Origin of the sequence: Xanthobacter sp. NM-59, from assembly GCF_021401125.1 — a bacterium.
Lineage (GTDB): Bacteria > Pseudomonadota > Alphaproteobacteria > Rhizobiales > Xanthobacteraceae > Xanthobacter.
The window spans coordinates 554307-570135 of sequence record NZ_JACBFQ010000001.1 but is presented as its reverse complement, the minus strand read 5'-3'; the positions used below and the strand labels follow the sequence as shown (position 1 = coordinate 570135).

The following is a 15829-nucleotide window of genomic DNA, read 5'->3' as shown; positions in this document are numbered from 1 at the left end:
CCAATACCCTCAGGCATAGCCGACCCCTTCGCCCCTGCGAAGGGCGAAGGCGGCGACAAGGCACGGCGACGGGCTCGCCATCAGCTTCCGCGTGACGGCGACCAGTGTTGGCGCGAGGTCAGATCAGGCTGTCTTTTCAAAGAGCTGGCGGCCAATAAGCATGCGGCGGATTTCGCTGGTTCCAGCGCCGATCTCATACAGCTTGGCGTCACGCAGCAGGCGGCCGGTGGGATAATCGTTGATATACCCGTTTCCGCCCAGCGTCTGAATCGCCTCCAGCGCCATCCAGGTCGCCTTCTCGGCGGCGTAGAGAATGGCCCCGGCCGCGTCCTCGCGGGTGGTGGCGCCACGATCGCAGGCCTTGGCCACCGCATAGACGTAGGCACGGGTGGCGTTCATGGTCACATACATGTCTGCAATCTTGCCCTGCATCAGCTGGAAGGTGCCGATGGGCGCGCCGAACTGCTTGCGCTCGTGGACGTAGGGCATCACCACGTCCATGCACGCCTGCATGATGCCGATGGGGCCGGCGGCCAGCACCGCGCGCTCATAGTCCAGGCCGCTCATGAGCACATTGACGCCCTTGCCCACGGCGCCGAGCACGTTCTCCTCTGGCACCTCGCAATCCTCGAACACCAGTTCGCCGGTGTCGGAACCGCGCATGCCCAGCTTGTCCAGCTTCTGGGCGGTGGAGAAGCCCTTGAAGCCCTTCTCGACGATGAAGGCGGTCATGCCACGCGGGCCGGCGGCCGGGTCGGTCTTGGCGTAGACCACCAGGGTCTCAGCGATGGGGCCGTTGGTGATCCACATCTTCGAGCCGTTGAGAATGTAGCGGTCGCCCTTCTTCTCGGCCCGGGTGCGCATGGACACCACGTCCGAGCCGGCGCCGGGCTCCGACATGGCGAGCGCGCCCACATGCTCACCGGTGATGAGCTTGGGCAGATATTTCGCCTTCTGCTCGGCGCTGCCGTTGCGGCGGATCTGGTTGATGCAGAGGTTGGAATGGGCGCCATAGGACAGGCCCACCGAGGCGGAGGCGCGGGAGATCTCCTCCACCGCAATGACATGCTCCAGATAGCCAAGGCCCGAGCCGCCATACTCCTCTTCCACCGTGATGCCGTGCAGGCCGAGCTCACCGAGCTTGGGCCACAGGTCCCGCGGGAACTGGTTGGTGCGGTCGATCTCGGCGGCGCGGGGGGCAATCTCGGCATCCGAGAAATTGCGCACGGTGTCGCGCAGCATGTCGGCGGTTTCGCCGAGGTCGAAATCGAATCCGGCGGGACTGTTCGGCAGCATGTGTTTCCTCCCTCGCTCCCCGTTCTTGGCGGCGTGCCGATACGGCAAGGCCGGGGGAGTCGCCGCTAGAATAAAACGGTTGTCCGTTTATTCAATGGGGCAAGTGCAAGGGAGATGAAGGACACCTTGGAGGCGGAAAGAGACGGGGGCGGGCGGGAGCCACGGCCTGCGCCGCGGCCCCCACCATGCTCAGGGCCGCCAGGCGTCGCGGGGCTCGGCTTCCTTCTCCTCGCCGCGGGCCTCCTCGACGATGGAGAGCAAAGCGCGCAACGCTTCCTGCACCCCCTGGCCCGATTGGGCGGAAAGCAGCAGGGGCGTTTTCTTCGCGGCGCGCTTCAGGCGCTCCTTCTGCTGCTTGAGCAGCTCGGGAGACAAAGCGTCGATCTTGGAGAGGGCGACGATTTCCGGCTTCTCATCGAGCCCGTTGCCATAGGCCGCGAGCTCTTCGCGCACGGTCTTATAGGCCTTGCCCGCGTGTTCGCTCGTGCCGTCCACCAGGTGCAGCAGCGCGCGGCAGCGCTCCACATGGCCCAGGAACCGGTCGCCGATGCCCACGCCCTCATGCGCGCCCTCGATCAGGCCGGGAATGTCCGCCAGCACGAATTCGCGCCCGTCCACCCGCACCACGCCGAGGCCGGGATGCAGGGTGGTGAAGGGATAATCGGCGATCTTCGGCTTGGCTGCGGTCGTCGCGGCGAGAAACGTTGATTTGCCCGCATTGGGCAGACCCACGAGACCGGCATCGGCAATGAGCTTCAGGCGCAGCCAGATCCACCGCTCCTGGCCTTCCAGGCCCGAATTGGCGCGGCGGGGCGCCTGATTGGTGGAGGTCTTGAACTGGGCATTGCCGAAGCCGCCATTGCCCCCTTCCAAAAGCTTGATGCGCTGGCCCGCCTCGGTGAGGTCCGCGAGCACGGTTTCCTCATCCTCGTCCAGGATCTGGGTGCCGGCCGGCACCTTCAGCACCACATCGGCGCCCTTGGCGCCGGTGCGGTTGGCGCCCTTGCCGTGGTCGCCCTTCTTAGCCTTGAAATGCTGCTGGTAGCGATAGTCGATCAGCGTGTTGAGGCCGTCCACGCATTCAATCCACACATCGCCCCCGCGTCCGCCGTCCCCGCCGTCGGGGCCGCCGAACTCGATGAACTTTTCGCGCCGAAACGAGACGCAGCCGGCACCGCCGTCGCCCGAGCGCACATAGACCTTGGCTTGATCGAGAAATTTCATGGCCGTCGAGGTAGACGCGCCGCCAGCGGAACGCAAGGGGCGGCGCGCGTTCCTCGCATCACGACATCAAGCGGCGAGGAGGGCGGCGATTTTGCGGATAGTGCCCCAATTGCGCCCTGTGCCCACCAGCCCGCCCCGCCCGGACGACAAGCCAGCGGCGAGACGTGAGCGCCCAAGCCCTTTGGGGAACTGGCCATAAAGCACATCGCCCCGCAGTTCGAGCCGCTCCCCGCCGGCGGCCAGAGCCGTCAGCTTCTCCAGGGTCTGCAGACCAGGCGGCTCTTTCAGCAGCATCACGAGAAACGCACTCGGTGCGGCCTCCGCCGCCTCGGCCATGGGGTTTTCCGCCATCAGCCGGGTCCAGGCCGCAGGGCTTCTTACAAAGACATCGGTGGTCAGCCCCGCTTGCGAGGCCAAGGCCAGCTGCAGCCGCGCCTCCAGCTCGCCCGATGAGTCATCACCGTTCTCGAAGACGAGGTTGCCGGATTGCAATACGGTTTGCGGCGCGCCGAAGCCAATCGCGGCGGCAATTTCCCGCAGGCGCGCCATGGGGAGCAGCCCCGCTCCGCCGACATTGACCGCACGCAGAAGAGCGACGTGGCGGCTCATGGCCACGAAGGCGCGCCGCTCACGCGCGCCGTCCGTTGTGACCGGAGAAGATGCGCAGAGCGCCAAGCCCGAGGGCCACCGCGCCCGCCACCGCCAGCATCACCGGGAAGTTGTTCACCCCCGGCGGACCACCCGCGGAAGAACTGCAACGCCGCCCGCCGGCCCAATCTCCGCGTCCCCCGCGAGGCGCCGCGCCGGCGGCGGTGCTGCCCAGGCGGGCCGCAGCACGCTGAAAGGCGGGGAGATGGCGTGTGCCCGAGGCCGCCTTCAGCTCGCGGAACACGGCCACCGCGTCGGGCGGCATGGGATAGGAGAGGAAGTTGTCATACATGGCCACGTTCTCGATCTCGTCCGCGACGCCGGCGGCGGCACATTCGGCGAGGGTGGCGGGCAGGCGCACCTTGCCGGGCCAATCGTTCACCGGCTCCGGCACGCCATAACGTGCACACAAGCGCGACAGCGCCCGCGAGTGGGCTGCCTCCGAATGCACGATGTTGGCGAACGGCCGCACGGGGCCGAAACGGCGGATCACCGCGTCATACACCACTAAAGCGTGCCATTCGTCGTAAAGGCCGATGCGCAGCGCCTGCGCCAGGGGCGGGCGCTGATCGGACGGATCGATGCGGCGGGAGGCGAGAAGGCGCGCGTCGGCATTGCTCATGGCTGCACTCCTTCCCTTAGGTCTACCGCCGGCGGGAGTTCCCATGCACGCGGAAACAGTGCCGCTGCGACTGCACGTCCCAACCGCGGACTTACCCCTTTGACGTTTGCCCGGGGCGCGACCAATAAGACGGCCATGAGCATGTCCACCGTCGATGTCCTGCTGCCCCTCGGCCTCGACACCCCCTATTCCTATCTTCGTCCGGACGGCATGAGCCTGTCGCCGGGCGACCTCGTCCACGTGCCGCTGGGCACGCGCGGCATGATGGGCTGCGTGTGGCCCCGCCGGGGCGAGCCGGCCAAGCCGCTGGACCCGAAGAAGCTGAAGGCGGTGAAGGACAAGCTGCCCTACCCGCCCCTGCCGGATGAACTCCTGAAGCTCATCGACTGGATGGCCGATTACACGCTGGCGCCGCGCGGCATGGTGCTGCGCATGGCGCTGCGCCACGGGGAAACCCCAGGCCCGGCGCGCGAGCGCGTGGGTGTGCGCGCCACCGGCCACAAGCCCGAGCGCATGACCGCCGCCCGCGCCCGCCTGCTGGAATTTCTGGCCGACGGCTTCGTACGCGGCAAATCGGAAGCGGCGCGGGAAGCCGGCGTGTCCCCCTCCGTGGTGGATGGGCTGGTGGATGACGGCGCCCTGGAAGCCCTGGTGCTGCCGCCGGAACCCGCCGCATACCCGCCCGACCCCAGCCACGCCGCCCGCCCGCTTTCAGACGTGCAGGGCGAGGCCGCGCGGGTGCTGAAGGACGCGGTAGCCACCCATGCCTTCAGCGTCTTCCTGCTGGACGGCGTCACCGGCTCGGGCAAGACCGAGGTTTATTTCGAAGCGGTAGCGCAGGCGGTGCGCGACGGGCGCCAGGCGCTCATCCTGCTGCCCGAAATCGCCCTCACCCAGGCGTTCCTGGATCGCTTCACCGCCCGTTTTGGCGTGAAGCCGGCGGAGTGGCATTCGGCGGTCTCCGCCCGCCGCCGCGCGCGCATCCTGAACGGCGTGGCCTCCGGCGAGGTGAAGGTGGTGGCTGGGGCGCGCTCTGCTCTGTTCCTCCCCTTCCACGACCTTGGCCTGATCGTGGTGGATGAGGAGCACGACCCCGCCTACAAGCAGGAAGATGGCGTGTGTTACCACGCGCGGGACATGGCGGTGGTGCGCGCGCGCAACTGCTCCGCGCCCATCGTCCTGGCCTCCGCCACGCCGTCCATCGAGACCGAGGTGAATGCCCGGCGCGGGCGCTACCAGCGTCTGGCCCTGCCGGTGCGCTTCGGCGGCGCCAAGGTGCCCGGGCTCACCCCCATCGACCTTCGGCGCGAAGGCCCCCCGCGCGGACGCTGGATCGCACCCCGGCTTGAGGGCGAGATCAACGACACCCTCTCGGTCGGTGGGCAGGCGCTGCTGTTCCTGAACCGGCGGGGCTATGCGCCGCTCACCCTCTGCAACGCCTGCGGCCACCGCATGCAGTGCCCCTCCTGCACCGCCTGGCTGGTGGAGCACCGCTTCCGGCGCCGCCTCACCTGCCACCATTGCGGCTACCAGGCGCCCGTGCCCGAATGCTGCCCGCGCTGTGGCGCGAAGGATAGCTTGGTGGCCGTGGGCCCCGGCGTCGAGCGGCTTCAGGAAGAGGTGCAGGCCCTGTTTCCCGCCGCCCGCACGCTGGTGCTCTCCTCCGACCTGCTGGGCGGGGTGGAGCGCATGCGCGCGGAGCTGGACGCGGTGGCGAAGGGTGAGGTGGACGTTGTGGTGGGCACCCAGCTCGTCGCCAAGGGCCACAACTTCCCCGGCCTTGCCTTGGTGGGCGTGGTGGATGCGGATGTGGGCCTTGGCCAGGGCGACCCCCGCGCGGCGGAGCGTACCTTCCAGCTCGTGCATCAGGTGGCTGGCCGCGCCGGGCGGGGCAAGACCGAGGGGCGCGGTTTCATCCAAACCCACATGCCCGAGCATCCGGTGATGCGCGCCCTCGTGACCGGCGACCGCGACGCCTTCTACGACACGGAGATCGCCGCCCGCGAGGAAACCCAGCTTCCCCCCTTTGGGCGCATGGCGGGCATCATCGTTTCAGCCAGCGAGGCCCATGCGGCGGAGGGCCATGCCCGGCGGCTGGCCGCCTGCGCGCCCATCGTTCCGGATGTCCGCATTCTGGGTCCGGCGGAAGCCCCGCTGGCAGTGCTGCGCGGGCGCCACCGCTGGCGGCTGCTGGCGCGCGCGCCCCGCCACGTGGACCTTTCCGCCTATCTGCGCCAATGGCGGGATCTGGCCCCGAAGCCCACCGGCAACGTCAAGGTGGTGATCGACGTCGACCCGCAAAGCTTCCTGTAAGGGCTGGGCCGGCAAGGCGCCCGTTCCCTCTGCCGCTGGCGGGTGAGGGAAGGCATGCTTCCCCTAGGGGCTATCGACATTCACTGCGTGTAGCGCGGCTTGAACCTCTGCGCCAGGCGGTCCTGCCCAGCCGTCAGCCTCCCCCGCAAGCGGGAAAGGGAACGAGTCCGGGCAAACCGTGCCTCTCAAATGTTGATCGGCCCTGGAATACCCCCGGCTCTTCAGAAGAAAGGCCGGGAATGCGCAGGGGCTTTTTGAAGCGGGCTGCTTCGGCTCGCGGCCGCCACTCCGTCCAGCCCTTCCTGCCCCTCCCCAGCACGCGGGAGAGAGAGTGGAAGCGGGGCGAGCCGCCAGATCGTGGCATCGCCTGCGGCTTCCCGAATGCGGATGGGTCCTAGCCTTCCCAGACGGGAATGTCGCCGCGCGCCCAGCCGCCCTTCACCTCGGCCACGTAATCGGCATAGCGACCGGCGGCGATGGCCTCGCGGGCGCCGGCCATGAGCTGCTGGTAATAATGAATGTTGGCCCAGGACAACAGCATGCCGCCCAGCATCTCCTCGCACCGCACCAGATGGTGGAGGTAGGCGCGCGAATAATCGCGCAGCGCCGGGCAGTCGCTCTCTTCGTCCAGGGGCCGAGGATCCTCCGCGTGGCGCGCATTCTTCAGATTGATACGGCCGAAGCGGGTGAAGGCCAGAGCATGGCGGCCCGAGCGGGTGGGCATGACGCAATCGAACATGTCGATGCCACGCGCCACCGCCTCCAGCAGGTCGTCGGGCGTGCCCACGCCCATGAGATAGCGCGGCTTGGTGATGGGAAGGTGCGGCTCCACCGTCTCGATCATGGCCAGCATCACATCCTGCGGCTCACCCACGGCGAGGCCGCCGATGGAATAGCCGGGGAAGTCCATGTCCGCGAGCGCGGTGGCCGATTCCACCCGCAGCGCGGGCACCGCTCCGCCCTGGACGATGCCGAACAGCGCCCGCCCCTTGGGCTGCGCCTCGAACGCGCGCTTGGAGCGCTCCGCCCAGCGCAGCGACAGGCGCATGGCGCGGGCCGCCTCGTCATCGGTGCACGGCAGTCGCACGCATTCGTCGAGCTGCATCTGGATGTCCGAGCCCAGCAGGCCTTGGATCTCCACCGCCCGCTCGGGGGTCAGCTCGTAATGGGTGCCGTCCACGTGGGAACGGAAGGTGACACCGTTCTCGCTCATCTTGCGCAGCGAGGACAGGGACATCACCTGGAACCCGCCGGAATCGGTGAGGATCGGCCCGCCCCAGCCCATGAAGCTGTGCAGGCCCCCGAGCTTGGCCACCCGCTCGGCGCCGGGCCGCAGCATGAGGTGGTAGGTATTGGCCAGCACGATGTCGGCGCCCGCCGCGCGCACCTGATCGAAATAGAGCCCCTTAACGGTGGCCACCGTGCCCACCGGCATGAAGGCCGGCGTGCGGATGGTGCCGCGCGGCGTGAGGATGAAGCCGGTGCGCGCCGCCTTGTCGGTGGCGGAAAGCACGAAGGAAAAGGAGTCGGTGGGCGCGAAGGTCATGGGGCCGCTTGTGGCAGAAGCAGACAGGCATCGCCATAGGAATAGAAGCGATAGCCATCCGCGATGGCGTGGGCATAAGCGCGCTTCTGCACCTCGTGCCCCACGAATGCCGCCACCAGCATCACCAGCGTGGAGCGCGGCAGGTGGAAATTCGTCATCATCGCGCCCACGGCCCGGAAACGGTAGCCGGGGGTGATGAAGATGTCGGTCTCGCCCAGGAATTGCCGGATGGTGCCATCCTCGCCCGCCGCGCTCTCGATGAGCCGCGTCGGTGTCGAGCCGACGGTGACGATGCGCCCGCCCCGGGCCTTCACCGCATTGAGCACCGCCGCAGTCTCCGCAGAGACCTCCCCCCATTCCGCATGCATGCGATGGTTGGCCGTGTCGTCCGCCTTCACCGGCAGAAAGGTGCCGGCGCCCACATGCAGCGTGACGGTGACCACCTCCACGCCCCGTGCCTTCACCGCTGTGATAAGCGCCGGGGTGAAATGCAGGCTGGCCGTGGGCGCGGCGACAGAGCCGTCCACGCGGGCGAACACGGTCTGGTAATCGGTGCGATCGTGCTCATCCTCCGCCCGCCGGGCCGCGATATAGGGCGGAATGGGCATATGCCCCACCTGCGTCAGCGCCGCATCCAGCTCCGGGCCGGAATGGTCGAAGGCAAGGTCCACCTCCCCTTCCCGCCGGACCTCCACCCGCGCTTCCAGCACACCGGCGCCGACGGCATGGGTGAAGCGGATGACGTCCCCCTCGCGCAGGCGCTTGGCAGGCTTGGCGAAGGCGGTCCAGCGGCTCGCGTCCAGCCGCTTCACCAGCGTCGCTTCGATATGCACGGTGCTCGCCCCCTCGCGGGTGCGCGTGCCTTCCAGGGCGGCGGGAATGACGCGGGTGTCGTTCACCACCAGGGCGTCACCGGGCTTCAGAAAGCTCGGCAGGTCGCCCACATGGGCGTCGCTCAGCCCGGGCGCGGCGCCGGGGCGCACCACCAGCAGGCGCGCGGATTCACGCGGCTCGGCGGGGCGCAATGCGATGCGCTCGGGGGGAAGTTCAAAATCGAAGGCGTCGACACGCATGGGGATCGGCAGGTGAGGGAGAGGAGGAAAATGGGAAAGCGGCGTTCCTACAGCGCCGCCGCCGGAACGCAAGGCCGAAGCAGTGGCCCGCGCCTAGAAGATGGCGATAGCGCCTTGCCACACGGCCCAGCTCATCAGCGCCAGGACGAGCACCGCCAGCACGCTGACGCCGAAGCCGGCGAGGATGACGAGGCCATCCCGCTCCACCAGCCCCAGCCCGAATACGCACACCGCATAGCCGGGCGGCAGATTGCCGAGGAAGGGAATGGGCAGGAAGGCCAGGATGAGCCCCAGCACCACCACCGTCGCGCCCACCAGCCGGCGCGCCGTGGGGCCGGCGAAACGCTCGTAGCGCGGCCGCGAGATCGCCTCGAAGCGCTGGATCAGCGGGCGCGAGCGGGTGATGATCGTGTCCAGCATGGCGCGCGAGAAGGTGCGGCGGGCGATCACCTCCGGCAGCCACAGCTCCTGCCGCCCCATGGCCATCTGCAGGCCGATCAAGGCCAGGATGATGCCGCAGATCACCGGCACGCCGGGCGGCATGGGAATGCAGTTGGGAATCCCGAAAATCAGGAAAAGGATGCCGAAGGCGCGATTGCGCAGCGCATTCACGAGATCGCCCACGGCCACCCGTTCGCCCTCCTGGGCGGATAGGACGGCGGCGAGCAGTTCGGACGTTCTCGGGGTGCGGTGGTCCAATGCGGCCTCTTCCACGGCGTCTCCCCGACAGTCACGACTTCCTTTGGGGACGCACCTATTAGCACCGAGAAAAGGGCGTTGTCAGGGCACCTTTACCATCTGTCCCCGCGTCTGCGCCCAAGGCCGGGCCGGGCACGCGAAAGCTGGCGGAAGTGGCGTACGCATCCAACCCCCGCCGGATACGTACGCCCCTCGCCACCGCCCCCCATTTAGACCATCTTCGCCGCGGAAGGAAAATGTCCGTTCGCGCGTTCACGCATTTCCGCAGAGGGGTGCCGCCCTCCACGGCACCCACCCCTTCTCAATGCACCACGAACAGGCCGTCCACAGAACGCAGCTCCGCCGGCTTGATGAGGCCGCAATGGGCCACCCGGACCGAATGCAGCCGGCCCTCGATCTCCCGTTCCCAGAACTCCAGGAACCGCTGGAGCTCGGGAAATTTCGGGCACAGATCATACTCCTGCCACAGGAAGCTCTGCAGGACCGAGGGATGGTCCGGCATGCGATAGAGAATTTCGGCCGTAGCCAGGCCATAGCCTTCCATCTGCAACTTGAAGTCGTTGGAAACGCCATTCAGCGATAAATCGGATGCACCCTTGGACGCCATGTGGAAGACCTCCTCACGCAACATCGAATGAACGCTGGCCGGGGGGGTGGATCGTGGAGCCTCCGTGTGCCATCTCCCCGCCGACCATGTTTCGATTGTCGGCTCAAGACTGCCGCGACGCCAAGTCCAAAAATTCCATTCCTGTTGTAGAAACAATGCGCTAGCAGCGAGGGTCGGCGACTGCTGACAAAGGGCGCCGCGCACCGGTTCCCGCTGCGCTGCTGGCCGCGTATTCCCGTGGCCCCGCGCAACCCCTTCGCACTGCAGCATTTTCGTGAATGCTGGCACTCTAGATCAGTGAGTGCCAAAAAAGTTGGGCCTCCCCCTTGCGGGAGCTTTTGGCGGCCCCTAGATGGGCCGTGAGCCGGACGAGCACCGTCCGGTGTCTGCAAAATAAGCAACCAATTCGGAGGTTCCCCTCATGGGTTTCCGTCCTCTGCACGACCGCGTTGTTGTGAAGCGCATCGACGCCGAGCAGAAGTCTGCTGGCGGGATTATCATTCCCGACACCGCCAAGGAAAAGCCCCAGCAGGGTGAAGTGATCGCGGTGGGCCCGGGCGCCCGCAATGAGAAGGGCGAGCTCGTCGCCCTCGACGTCAAGGCCGGTGACGTGGTGCTGTTCGGCAAGTGGTCCGGCACCGAAGTGAAGATTGACGGCCAGGATCTCCTCATCATGAAGGAGAGCGACATCCTCGGCGTGATCGAAGGCGCGGCCGGCGCCAAGCAGGCGGCCTGATCCATCCGCCCCGCGGCGGCCCGCGAGGCGCGGGCCCTGCCCCTTTGACCTATTCCGGAACATTCGTCCCAAGCTGAAGGAGCAAGGCACATGGCTGCCAAGGACGTGAAATTCTCCGTCGACGCGCGCGACAAGGTTCTGCGCGGCGTTGATATCCTCGCCAATGCCGTGAAGGTGACCCTGGGCCCCAAGGGCCGCAACGTGGTGATCGAGAAGGCCTTCGGCGCCCCGCGCATCACCAAGGACGGCGTCTCCGTCGCCAAGGAGATCGAGCTCGAGGACAAGTTCGAGAATCTCGGCGCCCAGCTGGTTCGCGAAGTCGCCTCCAAGACCAACGATCTCGCCGGTGACGGCACCACCACCGCGACCGTGCTCGCCCAGGCGATCGTGAAGGAAGGCGCCAAGGCGGTTGCCGCCGGCATGAACCCGATGGACCTGAAGCGCGGCATCGATGTCGCCGTCGAGGCCATCATCAAGGATCTCGCCGCCAACTCCAAGGCCGTGACCTCCAACGAGGAAATCGCGCAGGTCGGCACTATCTCCGCCAATGGCGACACCGAGGTGGGCCAGTTCCTGGCGGAAGCCATGAAGAAGGTCGGCAACGAGGGCGTCATCACCGTCGAGGAAGCCAAGTCCTTCGAGACCGAGCTCGACGTGGTGGAGGGCATGCAGTTCGACCGCGGCTACCTCTCCCCCTACTTCATCACCAACGCCGAGAAGATGCGCGTTGAGTTCGAGGATCCCTACATCCTCATCAACGAGAAGAAGCTGACCGGCCTGCAGGAGCTGCTGCCCGTGCTTGAGGCGGTGGTGCAGTCCGGCAAGCCGCTGCTCATCATCGCCGAGGACGTGGAGGGCGAGGCCCTGGCCACCCTGGTGGTGAACAAGCTGCGCGGCGGCCTGAAGGTCGCGGCCGTCAAGGCCCCCGGCTTCGGTGATCGCCGCAAGGCCATGCTGCAGGATATCGCCATCCTGACCGGCGGCACCGTGATCTCCGACGATCTCGGCATCAAGCTCGACAGCGTGAACCTCTCCATGCTCGGCACCGCCAAGAAGGTGGTGATCGAGAAGGAGAACACCACCATCGTCGACGGCGCCGGCGAAAAGGCCGACATCGAGGCCCGCATCGCCCAGATCCGCGCCCAGATCGAGACCACCACCTCCGACTATGACCGCGAGAAGGCCCAGGAGCGTCTGGCCAAGCTCGCCGGCGGCGTGGCCGTGGTGCGCGTCGGTGGCGCCACCGAGGTCGAGGTGAAGGAGAAGAAGGACCGCGTGGACGACGCCCTGCACGCCACCCGCGCCGCGGTGGAAGAAGGCGTGCTGCCCGGCGGCGGCGTGGCCCTGCTGCGTTCCGTGAAGGTGCTGGAAGGCCTGAAGGTCGACAATGCCGACCAGAAGACCGGCATCGAGATCGTCCGCAAGGCGGTCCAGGCTCCGGCCCGTCAGATCGCCACCAATGCCGGCGATGACGGCTCGGTGGTGGTCGGCAAGATCCTCGAGAACGACACCTACTCCTTCGGCTACAATGCGCAGACCGGCGCCTATGTAGACATGGTGAAGGAAGGCATCATCGACCCCACCAAGGTGGTGCGCACCGCCCTCCAGGATGCGGGCTCGGTCGCTGGCCTCCTCATCACCACCGAGGCGCTCATCGCCGAGCTGCCGAAGAAGAACGCCCCCGCGGCCCCGGCCATGCCGGGCGGCGGGATGGACTTCTGAGGTTAGAGCACGCCTCTGGCGCCGCCCGGAGAACTCTCGCGAAACGCAAACCGGCTTGCCGGTTTGCTCGGGCGGCGGGATGGACTTCTGAGGTTAGAGCACGCCTCTGGCGCCGCCCGGAGAACTCTCGCGAAACGCAAACCGGCTTGCCGGTTTGCTCGGGCGACGGAGCAGAAATCGAACGGCCGGGCTTTTGCCCGGCCGTTTTCGTTTCTGGCGTCAGGGTCGGCAGCGGCCCGCAGCGCTCAGCTCGTGGCGGAGCGCAGCTCCGGCATTGGCCAAAGCAGATCGACGTCGCCTTCGCGGCTCGTGATGAGCCAGTCGCGCGCCAACGGGCCGCCGTCCGCATCCTGATCCTCGACACGCAGATGGCGCGCCGCGCGGCCGCCACCGGCCAGGACGAGGTGCTGCCCCTCCTTGAAGGGTAGGCTGGAGCGTTCCACGATCCAGCCCCCGCCGCGCACTGCGCCGAAGGAGATCTCACAATCCAGCAGGTCTTGAGCCACCGTCGCATCGCCGGCCGCGGACACCAGTTCCCAGAGCGGTGTGCCGGTGGGCAGGGCGGCGGCGCGGCCGCGCGCATACATGAAGGCGGTTCCGACCACCACCAGCACCCCCGGCGCGCCGCTAAGCTCATCGCGCAGATGCAGGCCAACCACCGGCGCGGCCTCCACCGGCTCCCGGTGCCAGTGCTCGATATAGGGGATGTCGCGCCCCTCTTCCTTCATCATGCCGTCTTCCAGCCAGAGCCGGCCCGCATCGGCCCCCAGCGCCGCAGGCTGGTAATCGAGGAAGCGACGCCACTCAAAGCAATCCCCCGCGCGGGCCAGCACCCCGGCGAAACCCTCCTGGCGGGAGAGCCAGGCCATATGCGTCGCCGTCAGGTCCCGCAGGCAACGAACACCGGCGAAGGAGGGGCGAATGTCGCTCTGGCGCAGGTCCGCATAGAGGCTGAGGCCCTGCAGCCAGCGAACTTGGGTCGTGGTGTCCCGGAGCCCGTCCGGATAGGCGAGCAGGGACCGCCGCCACAAACCCCTGAGATCGTCGATGTCGAGCAAGATCCCGCTCCCTTGTTTCTGGGCGGCCAGTATGGGAAGCGCCCCGGGGCCCCGGTAGACGCCTCCGGTCGATATGGGCCATAGAGCTGATCTATCCTGTGGGGCCGAATGCGCGAAAAAAGGTGGAGCGATGCCCAACGACGGACAGAAAGCAAAACCCAGCGCCCGCCGGGAGGAAACTTTCACCCGAAACGTGGACTGGAACCTGTTCCGCACCTTCGTGGAAATTGTGGAGTGCGGTGGCATCAGCGCGGCGGCGCGGGCCTTGAACCGGCAGCAGCCCAGCATCAGCGCCGCGCTGCGGCGGCTTGAGAATCATGTGGGCGCGGAGCTTTGCCTGCGCACCGCCAAGGGGGTGGAGCTGACCACCGCCGGCAATGCCTTGCTCGACATCTGCCTGAACCTGCGCCGCCAGGTGAGCCAGATGCCGCTGGAAGTGGCCAAGGCCCACGGCATCGTGGATGGGGTGGTGCCCATCCGCATGATTTCCGACGTGGTCTCACCGGTTCTCGACCTGGCCCTGGGCCGGTTTCACGGCGAGTTCCCGGGGGTGGAACTGCGGCTGGACGTGGCGCCCTGGCGCTCTGTGCTGCGCGCGCTGCTGGCGGGAGACGCGGAAATCGGCATCACCTGCGACAGCGCGCCGACGCTGGACCTGCAATATGTGCCGCTGATGCGGGAGACCCAGCAGCTCTATTGCGGGCCCGGCCACCCCCGCGCCGGAGATGCCCCGCTCCACCCCTCCGCCTTCCGGGATGAGCCCTTCATTCTCACCGGCGATGACGAGCCCGATGAGCTCGGCTATTTCCGCCGCCGCTATGGCCTGGGGGCGCGGGAATCCGGCTTTGCCGAAAACCTTGCAGAGGTGCGGCGGCTGATCCAGCTCGGTGTCGGCATTGGCTTTCTGCCGACAGACGTGGCAGCGGCCGCACCCATGGCGGGCCTCTGGCCGTTGCTGCCGGACGAGATGCTGCCGAGCTACGACGTCTATGTTGTCGCCCGCCCGTCCCAGGAACTGAGCACGCCCGCCCGCATCCTCTTCAACCACCTGCGGGGAGCCGCCGAAGACACCGCTTCCGCATAGACGAGATCTATGGGACGCATCAACCGACAGCGCCTTCTCGCACTTGCGGCATGGCGCCATCCTGTTCGGGTCGAAAGCGGCATCCGAGCAGGAGCATGAGCATGCCTACCGATTTCACATCGATCCCCCTTGTCGATATGAGCGGGCTGCGCTCCGACGATGCAGCAGAGCGCACGCGGGTCGCCCGCGAGCTGGGTGAAGCCGCGCGCACGGTGGGCTTCGTCTACCTCACCGGCCACGGCATTCCCCAGCAGAAGTTCGACGCCGTGCTGGCCATGGCCAAGACTTTCTTCAGCCTGCCACTGGCCGAGAAGATGAAGGTCTATATCGGCAACTCCACCAACCATCGCGGCTATGTGCCAGAGGGAGAGGAAGTCTTCTACGGCGCCACGAAAGACCTGAAGGAGGCCTACGACCTCTCCATCGACCTGCCGGCCGACGACGCGGAATACCGGGCCGGCAATCCACTGGTGGGCCCCAACCAGTGGCCGGACGTGCCCGGGTTCCGGGAGGTGGTGCAGGACTATTACAACTCCACCTTCGAGGTTGGCCGCCTGCTCCTGCGCGGCTTTTGCACGGCCATGGAAGAGGCGCCGGATCGGTTCGAGGCGGCTCTGAAGCGCCCGCCGAGCCAGCTGCGCATGATCCACTACCCCTTTAATCCAGAGGCCAAGGACGTGGTCGGCATCGGCGCCCACACGGACTATGAGCTGTTCACCCTGCTCCACGCCACCACGCCGGGGCTGGAGGTGCTGAATGGCGCGGGCGTGTGGATCGACGCGCCGCCGGTGCCCGGCGCCTATGTGGTGAATATTGGCGACATGCTGGAGATCCTCACCAACGGTGCCTTCATCGCCACATCGCACCGCGTGCGCAAGGTGAGCGAGGAGCGCTATTCTTTTCCCCTCTTCTTCACCCTCGACTACGACACCCGCATCGATCCCCTGCCCCGTTTCGTGAGCGCGGAAAACCCGGCGCGGCCGGGCCTGGTGGCGGGTGAGCACCTGTTCGCGCAGACCGCACAGACCTTCACTTATCTCAAGAAGCGGCTCGCGGAAGGCAAGATCGCGCTCCCGGAAGGCTCTCAGGGCCTGTCCTCGTTCGGGCAGGAGGCCCGCCAAAAGGTCGATGCCGGCTGAACCGGCGCGAAACGCGGCCTCCGGGCGGGTCCATCCGGCCGGAGCAAAAGACGTCAAAAAAA

General features: G+C 67.2%; 14 protein-coding genes. 5 read left to right on the top strand and 9 right to left on the bottom strand.

All coding sequences use genetic code 11. The features are described from left to right. Window positions 1–123: 123 nt before the first annotated feature. From L0966_RS02685 to L0966_RS02670, 4 genes are all read right to left on the bottom strand, one after another. Entirely contained in the window at window positions 124–1296 is a 1173-nt protein-coding gene (locus L0966_RS02685) for an isovaleryl-CoA dehydrogenase (RefSeq protein WP_234050296.1), read from the bottom strand. Between the two features lie 189 nt (window positions 1297–1485). Further along, complete coding sequence (gene obgE / locus L0966_RS02680; protein ID WP_234050295.1) at window positions 1486–2520, bottom strand: GTPase ObgE; 1035 nt, start codon at window positions 2518–2520, stop codon at window positions 1486–1488. 66 nt (window positions 2521–2586) lie between these two features. Further along, complete coding sequence (locus L0966_RS02675) at window positions 2587–3129, bottom strand: DUF1697 domain-containing protein (protein WP_234050808.1); 543 nt, start codon at window positions 3127–3129, stop codon at window positions 2587–2589. Between the two features lie 19 nt (window positions 3130–3148). Further along, window positions 3149–3790: a hypothetical protein gene (locus L0966_RS02670; protein WP_234050294.1), complete on the bottom strand. Its 642-nt coding sequence runs from the start codon at window positions 3788–3790 to the stop codon at window positions 3149–3151. 135 nt (window positions 3791–3925) lie between these two features. Between L0966_RS02670 and L0966_RS02665 the strand changes: the two genes are divergently transcribed. Continuing rightward, window positions 3926–6103 (top strand): primosomal protein N', encoded by a 2178-nt coding sequence (locus L0966_RS02665; protein WP_234050293.1) that lies wholly within the window; start codon window positions 3926–3928, stop codon window positions 6101–6103. Between the two features lie 394 nt (window positions 6104–6497). On the opposite strand, the gene tgt is transcribed toward L0966_RS02665, so the two are convergent. The 4 genes from tgt to L0966_RS02645 form a co-directional block, all read right to left on the bottom strand. Further along, a complete protein-coding gene (tgt, locus tag L0966_RS02660; RefSeq protein ID WP_234050292.1) occupies window positions 6498–7649 on the bottom strand; it encodes a tRNA guanosine(34) transglycosylase Tgt in 1152 nt (383 codons plus the stop codon). After that, window positions 7646–8722, bottom strand: a complete 1077-nt coding sequence (queA, locus tag L0966_RS02655; RefSeq protein WP_234050291.1) for a tRNA preQ1(34) S-adenosylmethionine ribosyltransferase-isomerase QueA — start codon at window positions 8720–8722, stop codon at window positions 7646–7648. The genes tgt and queA overlap by 4 nt, the downstream gene beginning before the upstream one ends. 93 nt (window positions 8723–8815) lie before the next feature. After that, on the bottom strand, window positions 8816–9436 hold the full coding sequence (locus tag L0966_RS02650; RefSeq protein WP_234050290.1) for an exopolysaccharide biosynthesis protein: 621 nt from the start codon (window positions 9434–9436) through the stop codon (window positions 8816–8818). 286 nt (window positions 9437–9722) lie between these two features. Continuing rightward, window positions 9723–10028, bottom strand: a complete 306-nt coding sequence (locus tag L0966_RS02645) for an usg protein (RefSeq protein ID WP_234050289.1) — start codon at window positions 10026–10028, stop codon at window positions 9723–9725. A gap of 421 nt (window positions 10029–10449) precedes the next feature. Here L0966_RS02645 and groES point away from each other — a divergent pair, with 421 nt between their 5' ends. Then, on the top strand, window positions 10450–10764 hold the full coding sequence (gene groES, locus L0966_RS02640; RefSeq protein WP_234050288.1) for a co-chaperone GroES: 315 nt from the start codon (window positions 10450–10452) through the stop codon (window positions 10762–10764). Window positions 10765–10854: 90 nt separating this feature from the next. Continuing rightward, a complete protein-coding gene (gene groL, locus L0966_RS02635) occupies window positions 10855–12486 on the top strand; it encodes a chaperonin GroEL (protein ID WP_234050287.1) in 1632 nt (543 codons plus the stop codon). Window positions 12487–12731: 245 nt separating this feature from the next. Here the strand turns inward: groL and L0966_RS02630 are convergent, their stop codons facing one another. Beyond that, complete coding sequence (locus L0966_RS02630; protein WP_234050286.1) at window positions 12732–13544, bottom strand: hypothetical protein; 813 nt, start codon at window positions 13542–13544, stop codon at window positions 12732–12734. A gap of 130 nt (window positions 13545–13674) precedes the next feature. On the opposite strand from L0966_RS02630, the gene L0966_RS02625 reads away from it, so the two are divergent. Then, window positions 13675–14628: a LysR family transcriptional regulator gene (locus L0966_RS02625; protein ID WP_234050285.1), complete on the top strand. Its 954-nt coding sequence runs from the start codon at window positions 13675–13677 to the stop codon at window positions 14626–14628. A gap of 101 nt (window positions 14629–14729) precedes the next feature. Beyond that, on the top strand, window positions 14730–15767 hold the full coding sequence (locus L0966_RS02620; RefSeq protein ID WP_234050284.1) for an isopenicillin N synthase family oxygenase: 1038 nt from the start codon (window positions 14730–14732) through the stop codon (window positions 15765–15767). Window positions 15768–15829: the final 62 nt, after the last annotated feature.

Excerpts from the sequence above, each read along its gene's own strand:
- groL (WP_234050287.1), top strand. The coding sequence starts at position 10,855 with ATGGCTGCCAAGGACGTGAAATTCTCCGTCGACGCGCGCGACAAGGTT.
- obgE (WP_234050295.1), bottom strand. The coding sequence starts at position 2,520 with ATGAAATTTCTCGATCAAGCCAAGGTCTATGTGCGCTCGGGCGACGGC.
- L0966_RS02620 (WP_234050284.1), top strand. The coding sequence starts at position 14,730 with ATGCCTACCGATTTCACATCGATCCCCCTTGTCGATATGAGCGGGCTG.
- L0966_RS02670 (WP_234050294.1), bottom strand. The coding sequence starts at position 3,790 with ATGAGCAATGCCGACGCGCGCCTTCTCGCCTCCCGCCGCATCGATCCG.
- L0966_RS02665 (WP_234050293.1), top strand. The coding sequence starts at position 3,926 with ATGAGCATGTCCACCGTCGATGTCCTGCTGCCCCTCGGCCTCGACACC.
- L0966_RS02675 (WP_234050808.1), bottom strand. The coding sequence starts at position 3,129 with ATGAGCCGCCACGTCGCTCTTCTGCGTGCGGTCAATGTCGGCGGAGCG.
- queA (WP_234050291.1), bottom strand. The coding sequence starts at position 8,722 with ATGCGTGTCGACGCCTTCGATTTTGAACTTCCCCCCGAGCGCATCGCA.
- L0966_RS02645 (WP_234050289.1), bottom strand. The coding sequence starts at position 10,028 with ATGGCGTCCAAGGGTGCATCCGATTTATCGCTGAATGGCGTTTCCAAC.
- tgt (WP_234050292.1), bottom strand. The coding sequence starts at position 7,649 with ATGACCTTCGCGCCCACCGACTCCTTTTCCTTCGTGCTTTCCGCCACC.
- L0966_RS02685 (WP_234050296.1), bottom strand. The coding sequence starts at position 1,296 with ATGCTGCCGAACAGTCCCGCCGGATTCGATTTCGACCTCGGCGAAACC.
- L0966_RS02625 (WP_234050285.1), top strand. The coding sequence starts at position 13,675 with ATGCCCAACGACGGACAGAAAGCAAAACCCAGCGCCCGCCGGGAGGAA.
- groES (WP_234050288.1), top strand. The coding sequence starts at position 10,450 with ATGGGTTTCCGTCCTCTGCACGACCGCGTTGTTGTGAAGCGCATCGAC.